General features: G+C 68.7%; 19 protein-coding genes. 16 read left to right on the forward strand and 3 right to left on the reverse strand.

From position 1 onward, the window contains the following. Nucleotides 1-277: 277 nt before the first annotated feature. From FHS22_RS32795 to FHS22_RS32805, 3 genes are read right to left on the reverse strand one after another with little or no spacing between them, the layout of a single operon-like run. Nucleotides 278-1,126, reverse strand: coding sequence for an ABC transporter permease (locus tag FHS22_RS32795; protein ID WP_184948080.1), 849 nt, complete (start codon nt 1,124-1,126; stop codon nt 278-280). Next, complete coding sequence (locus FHS22_RS32800; RefSeq protein ID WP_221474415.1) at nt 1,086-1,922, reverse strand: ABC transporter ATP-binding protein; 837 nt, start codon at nt 1,920-1,922, stop codon at nt 1,086-1,088. Before FHS22_RS32800 ends, FHS22_RS32795 begins: the two co-directional genes overlap by 41 nt. Then, nucleotides 1,919-3,223, reverse strand: coding sequence for a lactonase family protein (locus tag FHS22_RS32805; protein ID WP_221474416.1), 1,305 nt, complete (start codon nt 3,221-3,223; stop codon nt 1,919-1,921). Before FHS22_RS32805 ends, FHS22_RS32800 begins: the two co-directional genes overlap by 4 nt. Before the next feature lie 403 nt (nt 3,224-3,626). Between FHS22_RS32805 and FHS22_RS32810 the strand changes: the two genes are divergently transcribed. The 16 genes from FHS22_RS32810 (at nt 3,627) to FHS22_RS32885 (ending at nt 20,326) form a co-directional block, all read left to right on the forward strand. Then, nucleotides 3,627-4,418 carry an ABC transporter ATP-binding protein gene (locus FHS22_RS32810; protein ID WP_184948081.1) on the forward strand — a complete coding sequence of 264 codons (792 nt, stop codon included), beginning with the start codon at nt 3,627-3,629 and terminating at the stop codon, nt 4,416-4,418. Then, a complete protein-coding gene (locus FHS22_RS32815; RefSeq protein ID WP_184948082.1) occupies nt 4,415-4,996 on the forward strand; it encodes an SRPBCC family protein in 582 nt (193 codons plus the stop codon). The genes FHS22_RS32810 and FHS22_RS32815 overlap by 4 nt, the downstream gene beginning before the upstream one ends. 1 nt (nt 4,997) lies before the next feature. Beyond that, entirely contained in the window at nt 4,998-5,813 is an 816-nt protein-coding gene (locus tag FHS22_RS32820) for an HpcH/HpaI aldolase family protein (protein ID WP_221474417.1), read from the forward strand. Then, nucleotides 5,810-6,814: an amidohydrolase family protein gene (locus FHS22_RS32825; RefSeq protein ID WP_184948084.1), complete on the forward strand. Its 1,005-nt coding sequence runs from the start codon at nt 5,810-5,812 to the stop codon at nt 6,812-6,814. Before FHS22_RS32820 ends, FHS22_RS32825 begins: the two co-directional genes overlap by 4 nt. After that, complete coding sequence (locus tag FHS22_RS32830) at nt 6,811-8,451, forward strand: thiamine pyrophosphate-binding protein (RefSeq protein WP_184948085.1); 1,641 nt, start codon at nt 6,811-6,813, stop codon at nt 8,449-8,451. Before FHS22_RS32825 ends, FHS22_RS32830 begins: the two co-directional genes overlap by 4 nt. After that, nucleotides 8,448-9,245, forward strand: coding sequence for a substrate-binding domain-containing protein (locus FHS22_RS32835; protein ID WP_184948086.1), 798 nt, complete (start codon nt 8,448-8,450; stop codon nt 9,243-9,245). The genes FHS22_RS32830 and FHS22_RS32835 overlap by 4 nt, the downstream gene beginning before the upstream one ends. After that, nucleotides 9,236-10,384, forward strand: coding sequence for a DUF3500 domain-containing protein (locus FHS22_RS32840; RefSeq protein WP_184948087.1), 1,149 nt, complete (start codon nt 9,236-9,238; stop codon nt 10,382-10,384). The genes FHS22_RS32835 and FHS22_RS32840 overlap by 10 nt, the downstream gene beginning before the upstream one ends. Then, a complete protein-coding gene (locus FHS22_RS32845) occupies nt 10,381-11,235 on the forward strand; it encodes a hypothetical protein (RefSeq protein ID WP_184948088.1) in 855 nt (284 codons plus the stop codon). Before FHS22_RS32840 ends, FHS22_RS32845 begins: the two co-directional genes overlap by 4 nt. Beyond that, a complete protein-coding gene (locus FHS22_RS32850) occupies nt 11,232-12,176 on the forward strand; it encodes an ABC transporter substrate-binding protein (RefSeq protein ID WP_184948089.1) in 945 nt (314 codons plus the stop codon). The genes FHS22_RS32845 and FHS22_RS32850 overlap by 4 nt, the downstream gene beginning before the upstream one ends. Nucleotides 12,177-12,190: 14 nt before the next feature. After that, nucleotides 12,191-13,060 carry an amidohydrolase family protein gene (locus tag FHS22_RS32855; protein WP_184948090.1) on the forward strand — a complete coding sequence of 290 codons (870 nt, stop codon included), beginning with the start codon at nt 12,191-12,193 and terminating at the stop codon, nt 13,058-13,060. Between the two features lie 17 nt (nt 13,061-13,077). Beyond that, nucleotides 13,078-13,794, forward strand: a complete 717-nt coding sequence (locus FHS22_RS32860) for an FCD domain-containing protein (protein WP_221474418.1) — start codon at nt 13,078-13,080, stop codon at nt 13,792-13,794. 11 nt (nt 13,795-13,805) lie between these two features. Continuing rightward, a complete protein-coding gene (locus tag FHS22_RS32865; RefSeq protein ID WP_184948092.1) occupies nt 13,806-14,882 on the forward strand; it encodes an ABC transporter substrate-binding protein in 1,077 nt (358 codons plus the stop codon). 5 nt (nt 14,883-14,887) lie between these two features. Next, on the forward strand, nt 14,888-15,733 hold the full coding sequence (locus FHS22_RS32870; RefSeq protein WP_184948093.1) for an ABC transporter permease subunit: 846 nt from the start codon (nt 14,888-14,890) through the stop codon (nt 15,731-15,733). Between the two features lie 246 nt (nt 15,734-15,979). Beyond that, complete coding sequence (locus FHS22_RS32875) at nt 15,980-17,791, forward strand: hypothetical protein (RefSeq protein ID WP_221474419.1); 1,812 nt, start codon at nt 15,980-15,982, stop codon at nt 17,789-17,791. A gap of 77 nt (nt 17,792-17,868) precedes the next feature. Beyond that, the gene (locus FHS22_RS32880; protein ID WP_184948095.1) at nt 17,869-18,285 is read left to right on the forward strand and encodes a DoxX family protein; all 417 of its coding nucleotides are present in this window, start codon (nt 17,869-17,871) and stop codon (nt 18,283-18,285) included. A gap of 394 nt (nt 18,286-18,679) precedes the next feature. Further along, complete coding sequence (locus FHS22_RS32885) at nt 18,680-20,326, forward strand: methyl-accepting chemotaxis protein (protein ID WP_184948096.1); 1,647 nt, start codon at nt 18,680-18,682, stop codon at nt 20,324-20,326. Nucleotides 20,327-20,505 lie beyond the last annotated feature (179 nt).

Genomic DNA, 20,505 nt, shown 5'->3' on the forward strand with positions numbered 1-20,505 from the left:
CGCATCACCCCTCCGGGCCACATGGCAGGAAGCGCCACCGGAGAAGATCATCCCTTGGTCCCCGAGACACATCCAGGGAATTGGGCAACAGAGTCATCGGTCTGGACAAAACCCATCTGCAGCACGTCTTCACTGCAGCGGCCGTAGACTTCATGCGCGTCCACGCCTGGCCGGCCGGGATACCGCTGGCCATGACCAGAACCTCATCGTTCACCCGGCTCCGGCCTTCCTGGAGCACCGATGAATTCGCCAACAGTGTCCTCCGAGGACGCGACCGTCAGTGAGCCAGCCGTCCGAGCATGGCCGAAGCGGCAGCGATCCCGACAGCGGAGGCCACGGCTAGCACTGCGAAGTCCAGCGGCAGGGCGGAGGGGACCCCGAGCAGCAAGCCGCGCAGCGCGTCGACCTCGTAACTGAGCGGGTTGATCGCGCTGATGGCCTGCAGCCACTCCGGCATGGCCGTGATCGGGTAGAGGGCGTTGGAGGCGAAGAAGAGCGGCATGGTGATGGCTTGCCCGATGCCCAGCATGCGGTCGCGGGTCCGGACGATGCCGGCGATTGTCATGGACAGGCAGGAGAAGAACACCGAGCCGAGGACCACCGCCGCGATCACCCCGAGCAGGCGCAACGGGTGCCAGCCCATGCTCACGCCCAGCAGCGCGGCGATAAGCACCACCACCACGGCCTGAACGATCGCCTTGACCCCGGCCGCGAACGCCTTCCCGGCGATCAGTGCGGCACGCGGGGTCGGGGTGACCAGGAGTTTGGTCAGCACACCGGAGTCCCGCTCCCAGATGATGTGGATACCGTAGAAGATGGCGACGAACATGGTGGACTGCGCGATGATCCCGGGCGCCAGGTAGTCGCGGTAGGCCATGCCACCGGTCGGGATCACGTTGAAGCGAGTGAACGTCTCCCCGAAGATCAGCAGCCACAGGGCGGGCTGGATCGCGCGGGTGTAGAGCTCGGTGCGGTCGTGAGACAGCTTCTGCAGCTCCACCACGCACATCGCGACGACCCTGGCCGGGATCAGGCGCCACGCCGGCCGGGGTCGCGGTGGGACGAGCAGGAGCCCGAACCCGCCGTCAGCCGACGCGGGAGGCGGTGATGCGGGTGCGGCGGACATCGTGGAACTCCCCTTCCTGATCGAGGCCGCTGCCGGCGACGTCACGGAAGACGTCCTCCAGTGTCGGTGACGAGCCGTCGCCGAGACGGGTACGCAGGTCGTCGACGAGCCGGTGCGGCGTGCCGAGCGCGCGGATCCGGCCCCGGTGCATGAGCGCGACCCGGTCGCAGTACTGGTCGGCCTCATCCATGTAGTGCGTGGTGACCAGGACGGTCATCCCGATGGCGGCGCGTACCGCCATGATGTGCTCCCAGACGCCGGCTCGAGCGATCGGGTCGAGCCCGATCGTGGGCTCGTCGAGTATGAGCAGGCGCGGCGAGCTGACCAGCGCCTGTGCCACCTCCAGGCGTCGCACCATGCCACCGGAGTAGGTGCCGGCCAATCGGTCGGCGGCGTCGGAGAGCCCGACCGCGTCCAGCGCCTGGGCGACGCGGGCGGCACGCTCGCGTCGCGGTACGTCGAAGACGCGGGCGAAGAGCGAGACGTTCTGGCGGCCGGTCAGGCTCGCGTCCGCCGACAACTGCTGCGGCACGTAACCGAGCAGGCGGCGCACCGCCATCCGCTCAGAGGCCACGTCGTGCCCGAGGACCCGCACCATGCCGGGCGGAACGCGCAGCAGCGTGGTGACGCAGCGGATCGCGGTGGTCTTGCCCGCGCCGTTGGGCCCGAGCAGGCCCAGCACCTCACCCGAGGCGACCGCCAGGTCGAGCCCGTCGACGGCCTTGGATCGGCCGAAGGAGAAGCTCAACCCGGTGATCGTGACCGCGTCTCCCTCCGGAGGCATGCTGCCCGTCATGCGAAAGTGATGCAGTCCGGGTTGGGGACGGACATGGATTTTCCGGTATCTGTCAGCTTGCCGGAGTTCCGATCGATGCTGAACAGGTTGACGGTGCTGCTCGCCTGGTTCGCCACGAGCATCCATCTACCACTGCGGTGGATCGAGAAGGTCCACGGAGTCAAGCCACCACTGGGAATGCGCTGGACGAGCGTGAGCCGGCCGCTTCCCCGGCCGACCGCGTAGACGACGATGGCGTTCTCAGTGCCTCGGCTCGTGGCGTAGAGAAAGCGCCCGTCACGGCTCATGCCCAGTTCGGCCCCGCTCTTGGTGCCGGTGTAGTCGGGCGCGACGATCGACAGGCTCTCATCGAGCGTGATCTGCCCCTTCCGGGGATCCCAGCTGAGGATCTGCAGGTCGGCCGAGAGCTCGTTGAGCAGATAGAGGGTCCGGCCGTCGGGGTGGAACAGCAGGCGTCGCGGACCCGACCCGGGGTTGACCGCGTAGGTCCGTGTGCCGGACAGGACGCGGGTTCTCCGGTCGAAGTCGTGGATGAAAACGCGGTCCGCCCCGAGGTCCGGGACCAGCACGAACCTGCCACCTGGATCCACCACCGCGTGATGCGGGTGCGGGCTGGCCTGCCGCGGGTGCGGGCCGGAGCCGGTGTGCACCACGACGGAGGCCGGAGCGTCGACCCCGCCGTCATGGCGGATGGGCATCGCCGCGGTCAGGCCCGCCGCGAAGTTCGCCGCCAGGACGGTGTCCGAGCGCCGGTCGATCCCGATGTACGACAGTCCGCCCGGCGTGCCTGCGCTGTCCGACTTCGCCTGGCCGATCAGGTCGAGCGCGCCGCTCGACCGGTCGACACGGAACGCCGAGACGGTGCCGCCGGCGTCGCCGCTGCCGACGTAGAGAACCGGCTTCGACGGATGCGTCGCCTGCCAGCTCGAGTTCACCTGCGCCACGATCCCGAACGGGGTCATGATCCCGTCAGCGGGATCGAACCAGGCGCCGTTCACCTGGGTGCCCCGCCATGTACCGATGTAAAGGAGTTCCTGCCTCCTCCTCGCCGACGCGTGTGCACTCTGCGCACCGGCGAGCATCGGCACGGCCGCCGCCGCGGCGGAAGCCGCCAGTGCGCCCAGCGCTTGTCTACGGGAAGGCCGCCAGACGGATCCGGCCGGCGAAGTCTCGGGTTCGGCGTGTTCGGAGTCCCACATTGTCGCGATGACCTCTCTGTTCGTGAAGTACACCAGTCGAGGACCAGCCGGGCGATCCATGAGAACGCCCGACGCGCTGATGGGTCGGCTGGAGTAGATCATTGACGGCTTCCGGCGATCCCAGGAACCCCCTCCGGCGCAACGTAAGGTTGCGCCGTCCGAGGCTGCCGCAGGAGCGGGCCGGAGCCATCCTCGTGTCGGGCGACCGTCCTGCCTGCAGACGATCCACATGCAGGACGGCCCCTTGATTGTTAGACAATCAAGGGTGCGAGATCAAGTGTTTTGCCCTGAAACCTTGCAGGTATGAGTCGGCGCTGTTACGTTTCGCTCAATCGCTTGTCGGACAATGTTGAACGAGTCTCAAGTGAATGGATCGGCGTGTGAACGCCGGACGAACCAACCGCGAGCTACGCACCAGCGACTGCGCGAGTGCGGGTGACACACCCGGATACGCGCGCAGAACTTCCCTACCCGCCACCTCTGCGCGGTCAAGGAGGCACACAGATTGTCGAACGACCATCCCGCCCCCCATCCGGAGGCGCTCCGCTTCGAGAACGTCACCTTGGAGTTCCCCGGTGCCCACCGGCCGGCCATCGAGGACGTGTCATTCCAGGTCGGACGCGGCAAGTTCGTCGCCGTGATCGGACCCAGCGGGTGCGGCAAGAGCACCCTCCTCAACCTGGCAGCCGGACTGCTCTCCCCGACACGGGGCGAGGTTCACTTCGACGGCCGGCCGGTCACCGGCGTCAACTCCGCGGCGGCCTACGTGACCCAGCAGGCCCACCTGCTGCCCTGGCTCAGCGTCAGGGGCAACATCGGCCTGGCGCTGAAGTTCCGCAAGACCCCGAAGGAGGAGCGGAACGAGAAGATCGACCACTGGATCAAGCTGGTCGGGCTCACCGGATTCGAGGACCACTTCCCCCGGGAGCTCTCCGGTGGCATGCAGAAGCGCGTCGCGATCGCGCGAGCGCTGATCTACGACCCCTCCATCGTGCTCATGGACGAACCGTTCGGCCCGCTGGACGCCATCACGCGGCTCAGGCTCCAGCAGGACCTGCTCAACCTGTGGGAGGAGCAGCAGGGCACGCTCGTCTTCGTCACCCACGACCTCAACGAGGCGATCTACCTCGCCGACGAGGTCGTCGTGATGTCCGAAGGGCCCGGCACGATCCGCCGGGTGCTGCCGGTCCCGTTCGAGCGGCCGCGCCAGATCGGCTCGCTGGTGGAGTCGCCGGAGTTCTCCGAGCTCTACAACGACCTGTGGAGCCTGTTCAGTTCCGAGGATGTGCGGCATTGATAACGATCACTGAGGAGATCGCCGTCCCCAGCACCCCGTCCCGGGTCTGGGAGATCATCTCCGATCCCGCCGAGGTCGTCTCCTGCATCAGCGGCGCCGAGCTCGGCGCCTCCCACGAGGACGGCTCGTTCGACGGAACCCTGGTGGTCAAGTTCGGCGCGGTCCGCGTCAAGTTCGCCGCGGTGGTCGCGCTGGAGCTGGACCCGGAGACGCTGGAGGGTCGCCTGACCGCGCGCGGCCGGGACGGCCAGCGGGCCACCCGCTTCACCGCCGAGGCCACCTTCCGGGTACGGCAGGGCGACGGAGAGACCCGGGTGCAGGTGGACGGCGAGATCAGCCTCAACGGCAAGCTCGCCTCGCTGGTCGAGGCGGGAGCCGGGGCCGTGGTCTCGCGGATGACCAAGGAGTTCTCCGACCAGCTGATCCAGCGCTGCGCCCCGGAAAGGGCCCCGGAGGCCGCGCCGGGCATTGCCTTGGTGACCACCACCACCACCCCGCCCGCCCGCAGCCTCTTCGGCAGGTTGCGCGCCTGGTGGGCCCGTCTACGGAGGAAGGAAGCCCATGCCAAGGCTGAATAGAGTGATCAGCGGCTTGGCGGAGAACACCCACGTCTTCGCCTCCTTCTCCGCCGCCGATCCGGCGGCCGCCGCCGAGTTCAGCACCACCGGCTACGACGCCCTGATCTTTGAGGGCGAGCACAAGCCGTGGGACGTTCCCGCGCTGCGGGACAGCCTGCAGTACCTGCTGACGAGAGACCGAACCCCGATCACCCCCCTGGTCCGGGTCCCCGCCAACGGCGCGGAGAAGTCGCAGTGGCACGCCAAGCAGGCCCTGGACCTGGGCGCCTACGGCATCGTGTGGCCGCACATCACCTCGGTGGACGAGGCTCGCAACGCGGTCTCCGCCTGCCGCTACCCGAGCCTGCCCGGCACCTCGCGCCACGAACCGGCGGGCGTGCGCGGCGACAGCCCCGCGGCGGCAGCCCGCTACTGGGGCATCTCCGCCAAGGAGTACTACGCCAGAAGCGACGTCTGGCCGCTCGACCCCGACGGCGAGATCCTCGTGGCGATCATGATCGAGTCCCAGCGCGGGATCGACAACCTGGGGGACATCCTCGACCAGGTCCCGGGCATCGGCCTGGTCCTGCCCGGGGAGGGCGACCTGAGCCAGGAACTCGGAGTGCCCCGCCAGTACGACCACCCGCTGGTCACCGAGTCCAAGCGCCGCATCCTCGACATCTGCGCCGAGCGAGGGGTCGCCGTGGGCCACCCCCATGTCACGGCCGACAACGTCAAACAGGTCATCGAGGACGGCTACCGCTTCCTCATGACGGCCCCCGTGCGCTCCTACCCCGGCCTGGAGCTGGGCCGTACCCTGACAGGGAGAGACTCGTGATCATCGACTGCCATGGGCACTTCACCACCGCCCCGCCCGCGCTCGGGCAGTGGCGGGAACGGCAGATCCGGGCGTTCGAGGAGTCGGGGGCCCGCGTGTCGCCCGACGAGTTGGTCATCACCGACGACGAGATCCGAGCCGCCATCGAGAACGGCCAGCTCAAGCTGCAACTGGAGCGCGGCACGGACCTGACGATCTTCTCCCCGGGAGCGGGGAAGATGGCCCACCACTACGGCGACGCGCAGACCAGCCTGGACTGGTCCCAGGTCAGCAACGACCTGATCGCCCGCGTGTGCGAACTGTTCCCCGGCCGGTTCGTCGGAGTGTGCCAGCTCCCGCAGTCGCCGGGCGCGGGGCTCGAAGCCTCGATCGGCAACAGCGTCGCCGAGCTGGAACGCTGCGTGGAGGAGCTGGGGTTCGTCGGCTGCCTGCTCAACCCGGATCCCTCCGACGGCTACTGGCAGGCGCCCCCGCTGACCGACCGGCTCTACTACCCGCTCTACGAGAAGATGGTGGAGCTCGACGTCCCGGCGATGATCCACGTGGCGATGTCGAGGAATGAGGCACTGCAGGGCACCTGCGCGCACTACCTCAACGGCGACACCGCGGTGTTCATGCAGCTGTGCATGTCGGATTTGTTTACTGATTTCCCGACTTTGAAGCTGATCCTGCCGCACGGTGGCGGCGCCGTGCCGTACCACTGGGGCCGCTACCGGGGCTGGATGCTCGACCAGAAGCGCCCGCCGCTGGAGACGATGCTGAACAACGTCTTCTTCGACACCTGCGTCTACCACAAGCGCGGCCTTGAGCTGCTGCTGGACGTGATTCCCGAGAGCAACGTGCTGTTCGCCTCGGAGATGATCGGCGCAGTCCGCGCGGTGGATCCCGAGACCGGCCGCCGCTTCGACGACACCAGATTCCTCCTGGACCAGATCCCCATCAAGGACCGCCAGGCGGTCTACGGCGGCAACGCCCAGCGCGTTTTCGGAAGGCTGAAATGAAGGTTTACGAAGTACTCGCCCAGGCGTTCGTCGCCGAGGGGACGAGCGATGTCTTCGGCATGATGGGCGATGCCAACATGCACTGGATGAACGCCCTCGCCCAGCGCGGCGTGCGGTTGTACGAGGTGCGGCACGAGGGTTCCGGCCTGGGCATGGCCGACGGGTGGGCGCGGGCGGCCGGACGGCCGGGAGTCGTGACGACGACCAGCGGCCCGGGCGTGGCGCAGCTGGCCACCTCGATGATCTGCGCGAGCCGGGCGCGCACCCCGCTGGTGGCCTTCTGCGGCGAGACGCCCTGGGGTGACCAGAGCGCCGTGCAGTACCTGGACCAGCGGCGCTTCGCCGCCGCCATCGAGTGCGGCTTCGTCCACGTGTCACGGCCCGACCTCGCCGCGGAAGCCGTACAGAAGGCCTTCTACCTCGCGCGGACCGAGTCCCGGCCCATCATGCTCAGCGCCCCCATCGACGTGCAGAAGCAGGAGTGCGAGAACGACGACTACGTCCCCTCCCTCAACCTCCTCCCGCGGGTCCGCTCGCTGCCCGACCCTGCGGGCATCGAGGCGGCCTGCGAGATCATCCGGGACAGCAAGCGCGTGGTGGTCATCGCGGGGCGCGGGGCGCGCCGCGCGGACGCCGGCGAGCAGATCCTGCGGCTGCAGGAGCAGACGGGCGCCCTGCTCGCCACCACCCTGCAGGCCAAGAACTGGCTGTGCGACCGGACCGGTTACCACGTGGGCATCGCCGGGCTGTACGGCAACAAGGCGGCGATGGAGCTGCTACAGGAAGCCGACTGCGTGATCGCCGTGGGCGCGAGCCTGAACCACTACACGATCGAGCACGGCTACCTGTTCCCCGAAGCCCGCTACATCCAGATCGACACCGCACCGCACGTCGTCATGGGCAACGGCGCGGTCGCCGACTGCTACCTCCAAGCCGACGCGGTCACCGCCCTCACCCAGCTCAGCCAGGCGCTGGAGAGCCGCTCGGTCAGGCTGGACGGCTACCACACCGCCGACGTCCGAACCAGGCTGACCATCCCGCCCGTGGAGTTCCGCAGCGAGCCCGGCCGGCTCGACCCGCGCGAGGTGATCCAGGTCCTGGACACCGAGCTGCCCGGCGAGATCGGCCTGGTGCTCGGCAGCGGCCACCAGACCGACTTCGGCACCATGCTCTTCCAGCGCTCACGCGAGGTCATGTCGAACTACGGCATGTTCGGCGCCATCGGCCAGGCCCCGCTGCTGACCATCGGGGCGATCGTGGCAGGCGGCAACAAGCCGGCCTTCGTGGTCGAGGGCGATGCCAGCTTCCTGATGCACCTGCCGGAGTTCGAGACCGCCTGCCGCTACGACATCCCGGTCCTGGTCGTCGTGATGAACGACGAGGCGCTGGGCGCCGAATACCACAAGGCGATGGCCAGCGGGCTGGACCCGGAGCTGGCTGTGATCCCCACGCCGGAGCTGGGCCAGGTCGCGGTGGCACTCGGCGGAGGTGGAGCCACGGTACGGACTGCGGAGCAGCTGCGTGCCGCGCTCAACGAGTACGTGCGCAACCCCCGCCCCACCGTGATCGATGTGCGGATCACCCGTGATGTCGTGAGCGTGCCCTACCGTCGCCTGCTCTACGGCGAAGACGTATGAAGCCGCTCACGGTCGTCCTCGGCTCGCGCAAGGACCTACCGGGCTTCGAGTTCCCGCAGGTCTCCCCGCTGTATCCGGCCTTCGCCCGCATGGTCAGGAACCTGGAGTTCGACGTCTGCGAGCTGGCCCTGGCGACCTACCTGCAGGCGCGGGGGGCGGGCGTTCCGATCACCCTCATCCCGGCGGTGATGGTCGGCGGCACGCACCACCGCTCGCTCACCCGCCTGCCCGACGGCCCCGAGCTCACCCCGGGCGACCTCGTCGGCAAGCGGATCGGGGTGCGCTCCTACAGCCAGACCACCGGCCTGTGGGTGCGCGGCATCCTCAGCGAGGAGTATGGCATCGCCGCCTCGGACATCACCTGGGTCACCACCGAAGAACCCCACGTGGCGCAGTACGAGGAGCCTGCGTGGGTGACGCGCTCATCGGCTGGACGAGTCGCCGATCTGCTTCACCGAGGCGACGTGGCGGCAGCCGTACTCGGTCCTCGCGCGATCGGCGGTCAGGGCGAGGGCCTGGTTCCGGTCATCCCCGATGCCGAGGCGGCCGCGCGCGCCTGGGTGGATCGGCATGGTTTCGTGCCGGTCAACCACGTGGTCGTGGTCCGCGATGACGTGCTGCGTGCCGTACCGGACCAGGTGCGCGAGCTGGCGCAGGCGCTCGGGGCGGGGTGGAGCGACGAGCTGCGGGCCTGCATGGAACTCGCCGCCCGTTACGCCCTGGAGCAGGAACTGCTGCGCGAGCCCATCGATCTCGACGTGATTGAGAAGGAGGCGACCCGGCTGTGGAGTTGAGACAGCGAGGCGACACCCCCGCTCGGCGGCCGGCCGTGATCTCGCCGGAGTTGCAGGCGAAGATCGACTGGCGGCGGCGAGCGGCCGACGAGCCTTTCCGCGGAGTGGTCACCTCGGATGGCCTAAAGTCCGGACTTTTCCCCCTGCGAACGACCGGGCTGGACGTCACCGGTGTCCGGCGGGCGGCCGAGGACTACCTGGCCGCGCTGGCTCCCGGAGAGCTGGCCGAGGCCCGCTTCGCCATGGACGATGTCAGCTGGCGGCACTGGGTCAACGGGATGCGCTACTTCCTGCGCCACGGTCTGTGCCTGGAAGACCTGGAGGAGGCTAAACGGGACAAGGCGCTGGCCGTCATCCGCCAGAGCCTCAGCGCCTACGGCTACACGCAGGTCATCGACCTGATGCACCTCAACTTGACGATGGGGGAGCTGCGCGGCGAGGAGTACCAGCTCAACGAGTGGCTCTACTGGTTCAGCGTCTACGGCTCGCCCGAGGACGGCGGCCCGTGGGGCTGGCAGCTCGACGGCCACCACGTCTGCGTCAACTGCGTTTTCGTCGGTGACCAGATGACGCTCACTCCCACCTTCCTCGGCGCGGAACCGGTCGTGGCCGAGGCCGGCAAGTACGCCGGTACCGTCGTTTTCCGCCGCGAGGAGGCCATCGGCCAGCGGCTCTACACCAGCCTGACCGCCGAGCAGCAGGGCAAGGCGCTGATCTCGGCGGAGCTGCCGCCCGAGCTGTTCACCGGCGCCTTCCGCGACAACTTCGAGCTCGACTACGCCGGCCTGCCGTTCGGTGATCTCACCGGGCCGCAGCGGCAGATCGCCGTCGACCTGCTCGGCCTCTATGTGGGCAGGGCTCGCGAGGACCAGGCCGGAGTGCGGATGGAGGAGGTGCTCGCCCACGAGGCCGACACCTACTTCGCCTGGGCGGGACAGCCCGGCGGGGTGTTCTACTACCGCCTGCACAGCCCGGTCATCCTCGCTGAGTTCGAGCACATGGCCGGCGTCCTGTACGCCAACGACTATCCGACACGCAGGCACATCCACACCGTGGTGCGCACGCCCAACGGCGGCGACTACGGCATCGATCTGCTGCGTCAGCACCACGAGCGGTTCCATCGGGAGGATTCCAAGTGAAGTTAGTCCTGGGTCGCGACGACCTCGCGGAGGCGGCTGTCAACGCGATCGGCACGCAAGCCGAGCGCCTCGACATCCGTCCCGTGCACAAGGCGGCACGCGGCATGATCGCCGAGTCCTCGGTGGACATCTGCGAGCTGCCGATCGTGACGCTCCTGCAGGCTGTCGCCCACGACAGGCCGGTGCTCCTGCTCCCGGTCGTCGCGCTCGGCCGTCCCCAGCACCAGACCCTGGTGACCTGCGGCGAGCTGACCGTCGAGAACGTCGAGGGCCGCAGCGTGGGCGTGCGCTCGTGGAGCCAGACCACCGGAGTCTGGATGCGGGGCTTCCTGGCCGAGCAGTACGGCGTCGACCTGCGCAAGGTGGATTGGGTGGTCTACGAGGGCGCCCACGTGGCCGAGCAGCGCGACCCCTTCTGGGTGCGCCGCGCCCCGAGCGGCTGCCGCCTGCAGTCGGATTTCCTCGACCGCAGTCTCGACTTCGCGATCATGGGCAACGAGCTGCCGGTGGACGAGCGCATCCGCACCGCCATACCGGAGGCCGCCCAGGTCGCCGCCGCCTGGTCGAAGGAGAAGGGATTCGCTCCGGTCAACCATGTCGTGGCCGTCAGCGAGAAGGCCGCGCGAAAGCACTCGGCGGACGTCTGCGCCGCCTACGACGCGATGCGGGAGCTGGTGGCCGCGGAGCTGGCGGGCTTCGAGGCGCTGCGTGGGCCGGTGACGCAGGTCGCGTCCTACGCGCTGGAGCAGGGGGCGCTGCCGCGGCTGGTGGAGTTCGACGAACTGGTCGCGCGGAGCTGTGAGGCTCTGGGCGTTTCTCCGGACCGCTTCGAAACGGAGGCCGATCGATGAAGGTGGCGCTCGGGGACTACCCCCACGCCCGGTTCGAGGTGGACGGCTACAAGGTCGAGCCGGTGGAGGTCAAGCCGATCATCGCCGCCTACCGGCGGATGATCCGGGACCTCGAGTTCGACGTGTGCGAGCTCGCCCCGGTGTCCTACCTGATGGCACGCCAGGAGGGGGTGCCGCTCACCGCGATCCCGGTCTTCCTCAACCGGCGCTTCCACCACGAGGACGTCCAGTGCGCCGCGTACTCGGGCATCCGTGTGCCGCGCGACCTGGAGGGCCGGAAGGTCGGAGTCCGCGCGTACACGGTGAGCACCGGCGTGTGGGTGCGCGGCGTCCTGTCCGAGGAGTACGGCGTGGCCCACGAGAAGATCACGTGGGTGGTCGACGACGACGACCACGTCGAGGGACGCGTCCCGGCCAACGTCGAGCGGGTCACCGACAGCCGCTCCCTCGGCGAGCTCCTGCGTGCCGGGGAGATCGACGCCGCGCTCACCGGCAACGCCGGGACCGGCCGGGCGGGCGCCCCCCGGGCGAACTGGACCGCCGCCCAGCAGGACACCGGCGACTCCTACCCGCTCTTCCCCGACGCCGAGGTGCTCAGCGCCGACTGGTACCTGCGCACCGGCATCTACCCCCTGCACTCGGTGATCGCGATCCGCTCCGACCTGGTCGAGCACGACCCCGGCCTGTCGACCGCGCTGTACGCGGCGCTGGCCGAGAGCAAGCGCCGTCACCTGGCCGCCGACCCGGACTGGGCCGCACTTCCTCGCCTCGCCCGCCAGGCGCGGCAGATCGGCGGTGACCCGATCCCGTACGGCATCGCGGCCAACGAGCCGAGCCTCAACGCAATGGTCCGCTTCGCTCGCGACCAGGGCCTGCTCGACCCGGACTTCCCCACCGACGTCCGCGAACTGTTCGCCCCCGGCGACTACCCCGACGCGTGAAAGGAGCATCGGTCATGCACGTGGTCGACGCGCACTGCCATATCATCTCCGACGACCTGACCGCCTACCCGCGAGCGCCGATCGGCGGCAAGCAGTCGGAGTGGGCCGAATCCCGGCCGGTCACCGCCGACGGCCTGGCAGCCCTGATGGACGAGACCGGCATCCGGCAGGCCGTGCTGGTGCAGGCCACCACCGCCTACGGCTACGACAACTCCTACGTGCTGGACAGCACCAAGCGGCGGGCCGACCGTTTCGTGGCGGTCGGCACCTTCGACCCGCTGCGCCCGGATGCGGCATCCGCTCTGGAGGACGCGACCGGCGACGGCGGCCTGGCCGGAGTACGGCTGTTCACCAGCGGCAGCACCGTGCCCGTCCAGGGCGAGTGGTTCGCCGCCCCGGAGACCTACCCCTTCTGGGAGAAGGCAACGGAGCTGGATGTGCCCGTCTGCCTTCAGATGCGCCTCGGGCCGGCCACCAAGCAGTTGGAGGAGGTGCTGGAGAGGTTCCCCGGCGTGCGGGTGCTCCTCGACCACATCGGCTACCCGGACATCGCCGCCTCACCATCGGGCGCGGGCAGCGAGGTGGCTGAGCTCGCCCGGCACACCAATCTGTACCTCAAACTCACCCATCGCAACCTGGAGCGGTTGCAGGACGCGGGAAAGGAGGCCGCTGGTTTCCTTGAGCCGGTAATGGAGGCGTTCGGTGCCCGGCGGATCGCCTGGGGCTCGAACTGCCCGGCCGCCGAGCAGTCCCTGCCGGAACTGCTGGCGCTCGCCGAGGAGGTCCTCGCGGAGCTGCCGGACGGTGACCGGGAGGAGATCTTCTCGGGTACGGCACGGCGGTTGTATCCGGGCCTGGCGCAGGTCCCACCCCTGGAAAACTGAGGGCCATGGTAGATGACGTGCAGGTTGTGGACTCCGGGAAAGCCTCGCAGACCCGGGAGATCTCGGCATACGAAGGACTGCGTTCGCTGCTGCTGTCGGGCAGCCTCACACCGGGCACCCGCCTCACCGAGGCGGAGCTGACGAAGAAATTCAACGTCTCGCGCAGCACCATGCGCTCGGTGCTGGTCCGGCTGACCCAGGAGGGTTACGTCACCAGCGAGGTCAACCGCGGGGTGCGGACCAGGTACTTCTCGGTCGAGGAGGCGCTCGACATCCTGGAGGCGCGTGAGGTGCTCGAGTCCGCCCTGGCCGGCAAGGCGGCGGAGCGGGCCACCGAGGAGGAGATCCGCGAACTGCGCGCCACCCTGGACGCGATGCAGGACTGCGACCGGCGCGGCGACTCGGCCGCCTACTCGCGCGGCAACCGCCGATTCCACCAGCAGGTCAAGGAGGCCGCCCATCAGCAGACCCTGGCCCGGGCCTACGACACGCTGCTCTACCCACTGGTCATGCGCCAGTACCGCAACCTGTCCGCCCAGCACCCGAGGAGCGGGTCGCTGGAGGAACACCAGGCGATCCTGATGGCCATCGTCACCCGCAACCCGGACGCGGCCGTGGCGGCGATGCGCCATCACGTCGCCTCCGCCCGCCGGGCGCTGCTGCTGCAGACGGCCGAGCCAGGGCAACACCCCCCGAGTTCGATGCGCTCATCCAGCATGGATGAAGCTTTGTGACAGGAGATGTCATGCGATTCCACCCCCCCTCTCGCCGTACCGCGTTAAAGGCGCTGACGGCGCTCGCGACCGCTCTCTCCCTCGCCACGCTGACAGCCGCATGCGGTGGGTCCGCTCCCGAGGAGGGCGCCCAGGCCGGCCAGGGCGGCCTGACCAAGATCACGATCGGCTCCGGCGACAACATCATGGACCTGCCGATGAAGGTGGCCGAGGCCAACGGCTACTTCCGCAAGCAGGGACTCGAGGTGACGTTCGTCCAGACGAACGCCTCGACCGGCCCGGCGGCACTGGAATCCGGCTCGGTGCAGTTCCTCAACTCCAGCCCCACCGGCTTCCTGTCAGCCCTGGCCAAGGGCATCCCGCAGGTCGCCATCGCCGCGGACGGCCTGGGCAATCCGATCGCCATCGTCGTCAGCAAGAAGTTCGCCGACGCCAACAAGATCACCGCCGACACCCCGATGGAGCAGGTGGTCAAGGCGCTGGGCAACTCCACCGCCGGCGCCAGCTCGGCCAACACCAAGGCCCAGGCGAGCCAGTTCCTCCAGTCCCGCGGCGTCGACCCGGCCAAGGTGAAGTGGGTCCAGCTGCCGAGCCCGGCGGCGAACAAGGCCTCACTGAACAGCGGCCAGATCGACTGGTTCATGACCGGCCAGCCGACGCCGCTGTCCATCGAGGCGGCCGGAGAGGGCCTCGTCGTGGCCGATCCGCTGCGAGTGCCCGAATGGTCCCCCGACCGCGCCGGCTATGGGGAGCTCGTGGTGGCGCGCAAGGACTACCTGGAGAAGAACCCCGAGATCGCCAAGAAGGTCGTCGCCGCGATCCAAGAGGCCACGGCGTACATGAACGCGCATGTCGACGACCCGGCGCTGGCAGAGCTTGCCGCGAAGGCGATGGAGGGCGTCCCGGCCCCGGTCCTGCAGGCCACCCTGAAGCAGGTCGGCTGGCCGACCAGCGCCGCGATGGACGAGGCGACCTGGAAGAAGACCCTGGACTTCGTCAACGGGCTCGGCGTGCTGACCAAGGAGATGACCGTCACCGCCGAGACCGATTGGACCAACACGTACGTGCAGCCGGGCGGCGGATCGTGAGCGCCGTGACCGCCACCGACAGGCCGGCGGCTGCCGTCGCCGACAAGCAGAAGGGCGACTGGAAACAGAGCCAGGTGGTCCTGGTGCTGCTGCGCATCGGGGTGATCGCGCTCGCGCTGTTCCTCTGGCAGGTGCTGAGCGGGCCGGTCCTGCCCGAGTACGCGGTCAGCAAGCCCACCGAGGTGGCCGGGGCCCTGGGCGAGATGCTCGGCTCGGCATCCGGGTGGAACGACATCCGAGTGACCGCGATCGAGATAGCGGCGGGCTTCGGCCTGGGCGTGGCGTTCGGCGCCGTGGTGGGCCTGGTGCTGGGCTCCTTCCCGCTGCTCGGTCGGGTGCTGGAGCCCCTCATCGCGGCCTTCAACGGCATCCCCAAGATCGCGCTGGCGCCGCTGTTCCTGCTCTTCTTCGGCATCGGCGCCTGGTCGAAGATCACGATCGCCATGATCGGACCGGCTTTCGTGATGTTCTACAACGTCTACCTCGGCCTGCGTCTGCGGGAGCGGGAGCTGGTCGAGATCGTGCAGGTGATGGGCGGCCGACGGCACCACCTGCTCATCTACGTGACGATCCCCACCCTGGCCGCGCCGTTTTTCGCCGCGCTCAAGACCGGCGGCCCGCTGGCCATCCTCGGCGTCATCGGCGCCGAGTTCATCGCCTCCACCGAGGGCATCGGCCACGGGCTGTTCACCTCCGCGATGAACCTCGACGCGGCCAACACGTTCGCCGGCCTGATCGCCCTGATCACGATGACGCTCACCCTGAACGGGACGCTGACCTGGCTCGACAAGCTCGCCCTGCGACGGCTCGGGCTCACCGCCCGGCGCCGCCCGGCCGCCGAGGGCGCCTGACCGACCACCGGACCCCGGAAAACCTCCTTCTCCGGGGTCTGGCTTTCCCACACCTGCAGCGAAGTCTCTGCGGCGTGCCTTCATTCGGGGACCGATTCTCAAACCACGTGAAATCCGATGCCCGCCTCGGGTGGGCGCCCTCGCAAGGAAGCTGGTAAAGCCATGGAAACTGGGATGAGGCGTCGATCGTTTCTAGCGGCCGGCGCGGCTGCCGTCGGTGCCGCTCTGCTGCCCACGCACTGGGCGGTGGCGGCTGCCGCGGGCGGCAAGAAGGGCGTCATGCTGATGAACCGCATCGGCCCGTCGTCATCGGACCTCTACATCTCCACCATCGACGGCTCCAACGAACGCCTCCTGCTGGGGACCCGGGGCTACGACTACAACGCGAGCTTCGCCGCCAACGGCCAGTCGGTGGTCTTCACCTCCGAGCGGTCGGGCGACGGCAACTCCGGCCTCTACCGTGCCAGGACCGACGGAACGGGCGTTCAGTCCCTGGTGGCAGGCCCGGCGATGGACGACAGCGGCGTCCTGTCCCCGGACGGGACCAAGCTGGCCTTCGTCTCCACCCGCGGCGACCGCCGGGCCCAGATCTGGGTGCTGGATCTGCGCGCCAACAGGCTGAAGTGCCTGACCAACACCGCCGGGGTCGCCGGTGATCCCACCCTGCCCGACGGCCACTTCCGCCCCTCCTGGTCACCCGACGGCCGGTGGATCGCCTTCTCCAGTGACCGCAACACCCCGTGGCGCGGTCACGACAACGGCCGGGGCTGGGAGCACACACAGGAGCTCAGCGTCTACATCATCCGGCCGGACGGCACCGGCTTCCGCCAGGTCGCCACCAAACCGGGCTACTGCCTGGGCTCGCCCAAGTGGTCACCCGACGGCAGCCGGATCGTCTTCTACGAGATCACCACCGAGGGCACCTGGGGCGCCCACCGGCCCGAGTACATCGGACGGGTCTCCTCCCAGATCGTCTCGGTCGACGTCGCGACCGGCGAGCGCGTCGAGCACACCTCCGGCCCTCATCTGAAGGTCTCGCCCCAGTACGTGACCGCCACCGAGATCGGCTACCTCATCAAGAACGGCCCCGAGGAGGGCCTGCACTACACCTCTGGCACGCTGCCGCCGGTCAAGCGGGCGGTGCGGGCTCCGGTCTGGTCGCCGGACGGCCGGTCGGTGATCTACCAGAAGGTCGGCTGGGCCATCCGTCCGCTCGACACGCCCCTCTACAGCTGGGACTCCGATTGGGAGTACCGTCACTGCGACGTCTTCCCCGTCCTGTCCCGGCAGGGCCTCATCGCCTACACGGAAAAGCAGCTCGGCCACTCCTCGATCGTCACCATGAAGCCGGACGGCACAGACCAGCGCGTCGTCTTCGACTCCATGGGCAAGGGCCTCGACCCGGCGCTGCTCCAGCGGGGCCTGGCGGGCGCCTTCCGGCCCGCGTGGTCGCCCGACGGCCAGTGGATCTCCTTCGGCCTGGGCGGCTGGTTCATCCTGCGCGGCACCAGCACGGCCGTGGTGGCGCGCGTGCGCAGTGACGGCTCGACCTGGGAGGTGCTCACCGACGGCACCACCAACGCCGGCTTCCCGAGCTACTCACCCAACGGCAACGAGATCGTCTACCGCGTGTGGGGCGCGGAGAACAAGGGTCTGCGCATCCTCGACCTGCAGACCCGGACGACGCGCGTGCTCACCAGCGAGTACGACAACCTGCCCGACTGGTGCCCGAAGCGCAATCTCATCCTTTTCACCCGCAAGACCAGCGAGACCAACTTCGACGTGTGCACCATCCGGCCCGACGGAAGCGATCTGAAGATCCTGACGGCCAGCAGCGGCGCGAACGAAGGCCACGCCGTCTGGGACCACGACGGGCGCATCCTCTACAACAGCGGCGTGTACGGCTTCCGCGAGGAGGCCGCGCTGTACGACAACACCTTCCAGCCCTACGGCCAGATCTTCAGCATGAACGCCGACGGCTCCGACAAGCGCATGCTGACCGACAGCGTCTGGGAGGACTCGATGCCTCTCTACCTTCCCCAGTCGCTCCTGTCCTGACCCCACTCCAGGAGACACCCCCCACCCTCCGCCATGCAACTCCGGAGTGGCGGAGCACTCCCCATCAGGAGGAATCAATGAAGCTCGACCAGGCAAGGCCCATCTCCCTGCTCCTGGCACGCATCGCCATCGGAGCGATCTTCATCGTCCACGGACTCGAGAAGCTGAACGAGCGAGGTGTCGGCGGCACCATCGACTACTTCGACTCCCTCGGCATCCCGCTGGCCGTGGTCGCCGCGCCCGCGGTCCTTCTCCTCGAAGTGGTCGGGGGCGCGGCCGTCATCCTCGGCGCCGGGCTGCCGATCGTCGGCGTCATGCTCGCCGTCGACATGATGGGCGCCATCTTCTTCGTCCAGGGCCCCAAGGGATGGAAGGCGAGCGAGCTCTGCCTCTCCCTCCTGGTCGGATCCCTGGTCCTTGCCTTCAGCGGAGGCGGAGCCCTGGCCGTCGACAAGCTCTGGATGAACCGGAAGCGTTCGACGGCCGCTTCATAACCCCCACTACCGCTCGCTCCCATTCGGCAGCGGATGCGAGATTTCCTTCTCGGCTGTGTCGGCGTGGCCGGACTGCCGAATGGGAGCGAATGGCGGTCCCGTCGAACGGGCACAGCACCACCTCCGTGCCCCCTCGGCGGCATCCCGCCCTGGCTCGCAGGTAGGGACACTGGTGTTCCAGCGAGATCATGACGGAATGCCTGGTCAACACACATGCGGGCCAGGTGTGGGAATAAGACGGCCACCAATTCCCTGGTCAACACGCCGCAGATCTTCATGATCAAAGAGTGGGCGTCGAATGCGGATCGGCTCAGGAAACCGGGGTGGATGTCGATGTGCACGGTGAGGCTGGGGAATCCCAGCAACTCTCGGTCTTGTAGAAAAGGACTTCGCCGTGACCGCCACATCCGCGTCCCCCGCTGTGAGTGTGCGCCGCAACCGCCTGCTGGGATGGTTCGCCGACCGCCGTATCAACACCAAGATCCTCATCGCGGTGAGCATCGTCGCCGCGCTGAGCGCCGTGAGCGGCACCGTCGCGATCAACGAGATGAGCGGGCTCAACGGCGATCTACAGGCGATGAAGCAGAGCAACACCAGCCTGCGGCAGCTCGGTGACATGCGCGGCCGGATCGGCGACATGTTCGAGGCCAACGTCGCCTACCGGAGCGTCCCGGACCCCACCCGCAGGGCTGAGGCCGAGCAGGAGATGCGGGACTACACCAAGGCCGCCACCGCCGCGTTCGAGATGTACGAGGCCGGCGCCCGGCACACGCCGGAATGGCAGGAGAAGGCGGCCACGTTCGAGAAGGTCTGGCGTGAGTACCAGGGCCTGCGCAACACCATCACCTTCGAGGACCCCCTCCCGGTGGGACTGACCGTTTCCACCGGGCCTGGCGGGATGATGAAGCAGTTCAACGAGACCACCACCGCGCTCAACACCGCCATCGAGGACCTGGCCGCCCACGAGGCGGCGCAGGCCGAGACGATGGCCGCCGAAGCCACCACCGGCTACGAGAACTCCCGAACCATGACCATCGGGCTGCTCGCGGCAGGCCTGATGATCGGTCTCGGACTGGCCGTCGCGGTGGCACGACTGATCGTGCGCCCGCTGGCGGCGGTCTCCCGCACGCTGGACGCGGTGGCGCACGGCGATCTGACCGGACGGGTCGAGGTGACCTCCCGCGACGAGGCCGGCCAGATGGCCGCAGCGGTCAATCAGGCGAACAGCGCCCTCCGGCAGACGATGGAGTCGCTGGCCTCCAGCGCCGACACGCTGGCCACCAGCTCCGGCGAACTGGCGGCAGTCAGCGACCGCATCGCCACCTCCGCCGACGATGCCTCCGTACAGGCAGGGAGTGCCGCCGCCGCCGCCGACGAGGTGTCGCAGAACGTGCAGACCGTCTCGGCAGGTTCGGAAGAGATGGGCGCCTCCATCCGCGAGATCGCCCACAACGCCGGCGAGGGCGCCAAGGTCGCCTCCCAGGCGGTGGCAGTCGCCGAAGCGACCAACGACACCGTGGCCAAGCTCGGCGCCTCCAGCGCGGAGATCGGCTCGGTCATCAAGACCATCACCAGCATCGCCGAGCAGACCAATCTGCTGGCGCTGAACGCCACCATCGAGGCCGCCCGCGCCGGCGACGCAGGCAAGGGCTTCGCCGTCGTGGCCGGGGAGGTCAAGGATCTGGCCCAGGAGACCGCCAAGGCGACCGAGGACATCTCCCGCCGGGTGGAGGCCATCCAGGCCGACACCGAGAGCGCGGTGGCGGCGATCGCCGAGATCAGTCAGATCATCGGCCAGCTCAACGACTACCAGCTGACCATCACCTCCGCGGTGGAGGAGCAGACGGCCACCACCAACGAGATGACCCGCAGCGTAGCTGAGGCCGCGCAGGGCAGCACGGACATCGCCGCCAACATCGCGGCGCTGGCGAGCTCGGTGCAGACGACGGCCGGGAGCGTGACGGAGAGCCGGCAGGCCGCGGTGAACCTGGCCGAGCTGTCGAGCCGCCTGCGCGAACTGGTCTCCGGTTTCCGCTACTGACAGTGATGATGTAGATGAGCGCCTCCCGGCGAGGTCTGACCCGGCTACTGGCTGATCTCGGGTCCTCAAGCCGATCTGCCGGCCCCGTCGGGGAGGCACTCATCGGACAGGACCTTCACCGTCCCTGGAGTTCGACACCCGGCCGTCGGGTCGCCACTCCAGCGGCCGGCATCATCCGG

Origin of the sequence: Thiemannella venezuelensis, from assembly GCF_014203605.1 — a bacterium.
GTDB lineage: Bacteria > Actinomycetota > Actinomycetes > Streptosporangiales > Streptosporangiaceae > Planomonospora_A > Planomonospora_A venezuelensis.

Excerpts from the sequence above, each read along its gene's own strand:
- FHS22_RS32795 (WP_184948080.1), bottom strand. The coding sequence starts at position 1,126 with ATGTCCGCCGCACCCGCATCACCGCCTCCCGCGTCGGCTGACGGCGGG.
- FHS22_RS32800 (WP_221474415.1), bottom strand. The coding sequence starts at position 1,922 with ATGACGGGCAGCATGCCTCCGGAGGGAGACGCGGTCACGATCACCGGG.
- FHS22_RS32805 (WP_221474416.1), bottom strand. The coding sequence starts at position 3,223 with ATGATCTACTCCAGCCGACCCATCAGCGCGTCGGGCGTTCTCATGGAT.
- FHS22_RS32830 (WP_184948085.1), top strand. The coding sequence starts at position 6,811 with ATGAAGGTTTACGAAGTACTCGCCCAGGCGTTCGTCGCCGAGGGGACG.
- FHS22_RS32835 (WP_184948086.1), top strand. The coding sequence starts at position 8,448 with ATGAAGCCGCTCACGGTCGTCCTCGGCTCGCGCAAGGACCTACCGGGC.
- FHS22_RS32850 (WP_184948089.1), top strand. The coding sequence starts at position 11,232 with ATGAAGGTGGCGCTCGGGGACTACCCCCACGCCCGGTTCGAGGTGGAC.
- FHS22_RS32855 (WP_184948090.1), top strand. The coding sequence starts at position 12,191 with ATGCACGTGGTCGACGCGCACTGCCATATCATCTCCGACGACCTGACC.
- FHS22_RS32865 (WP_184948092.1), top strand. The coding sequence starts at position 13,806 with ATGCGATTCCACCCCCCCTCTCGCCGTACCGCGTTAAAGGCGCTGACG.
- FHS22_RS32880 (WP_184948095.1), top strand. The coding sequence starts at position 17,869 with ATGAAGCTCGACCAGGCAAGGCCCATCTCCCTGCTCCTGGCACGCATC.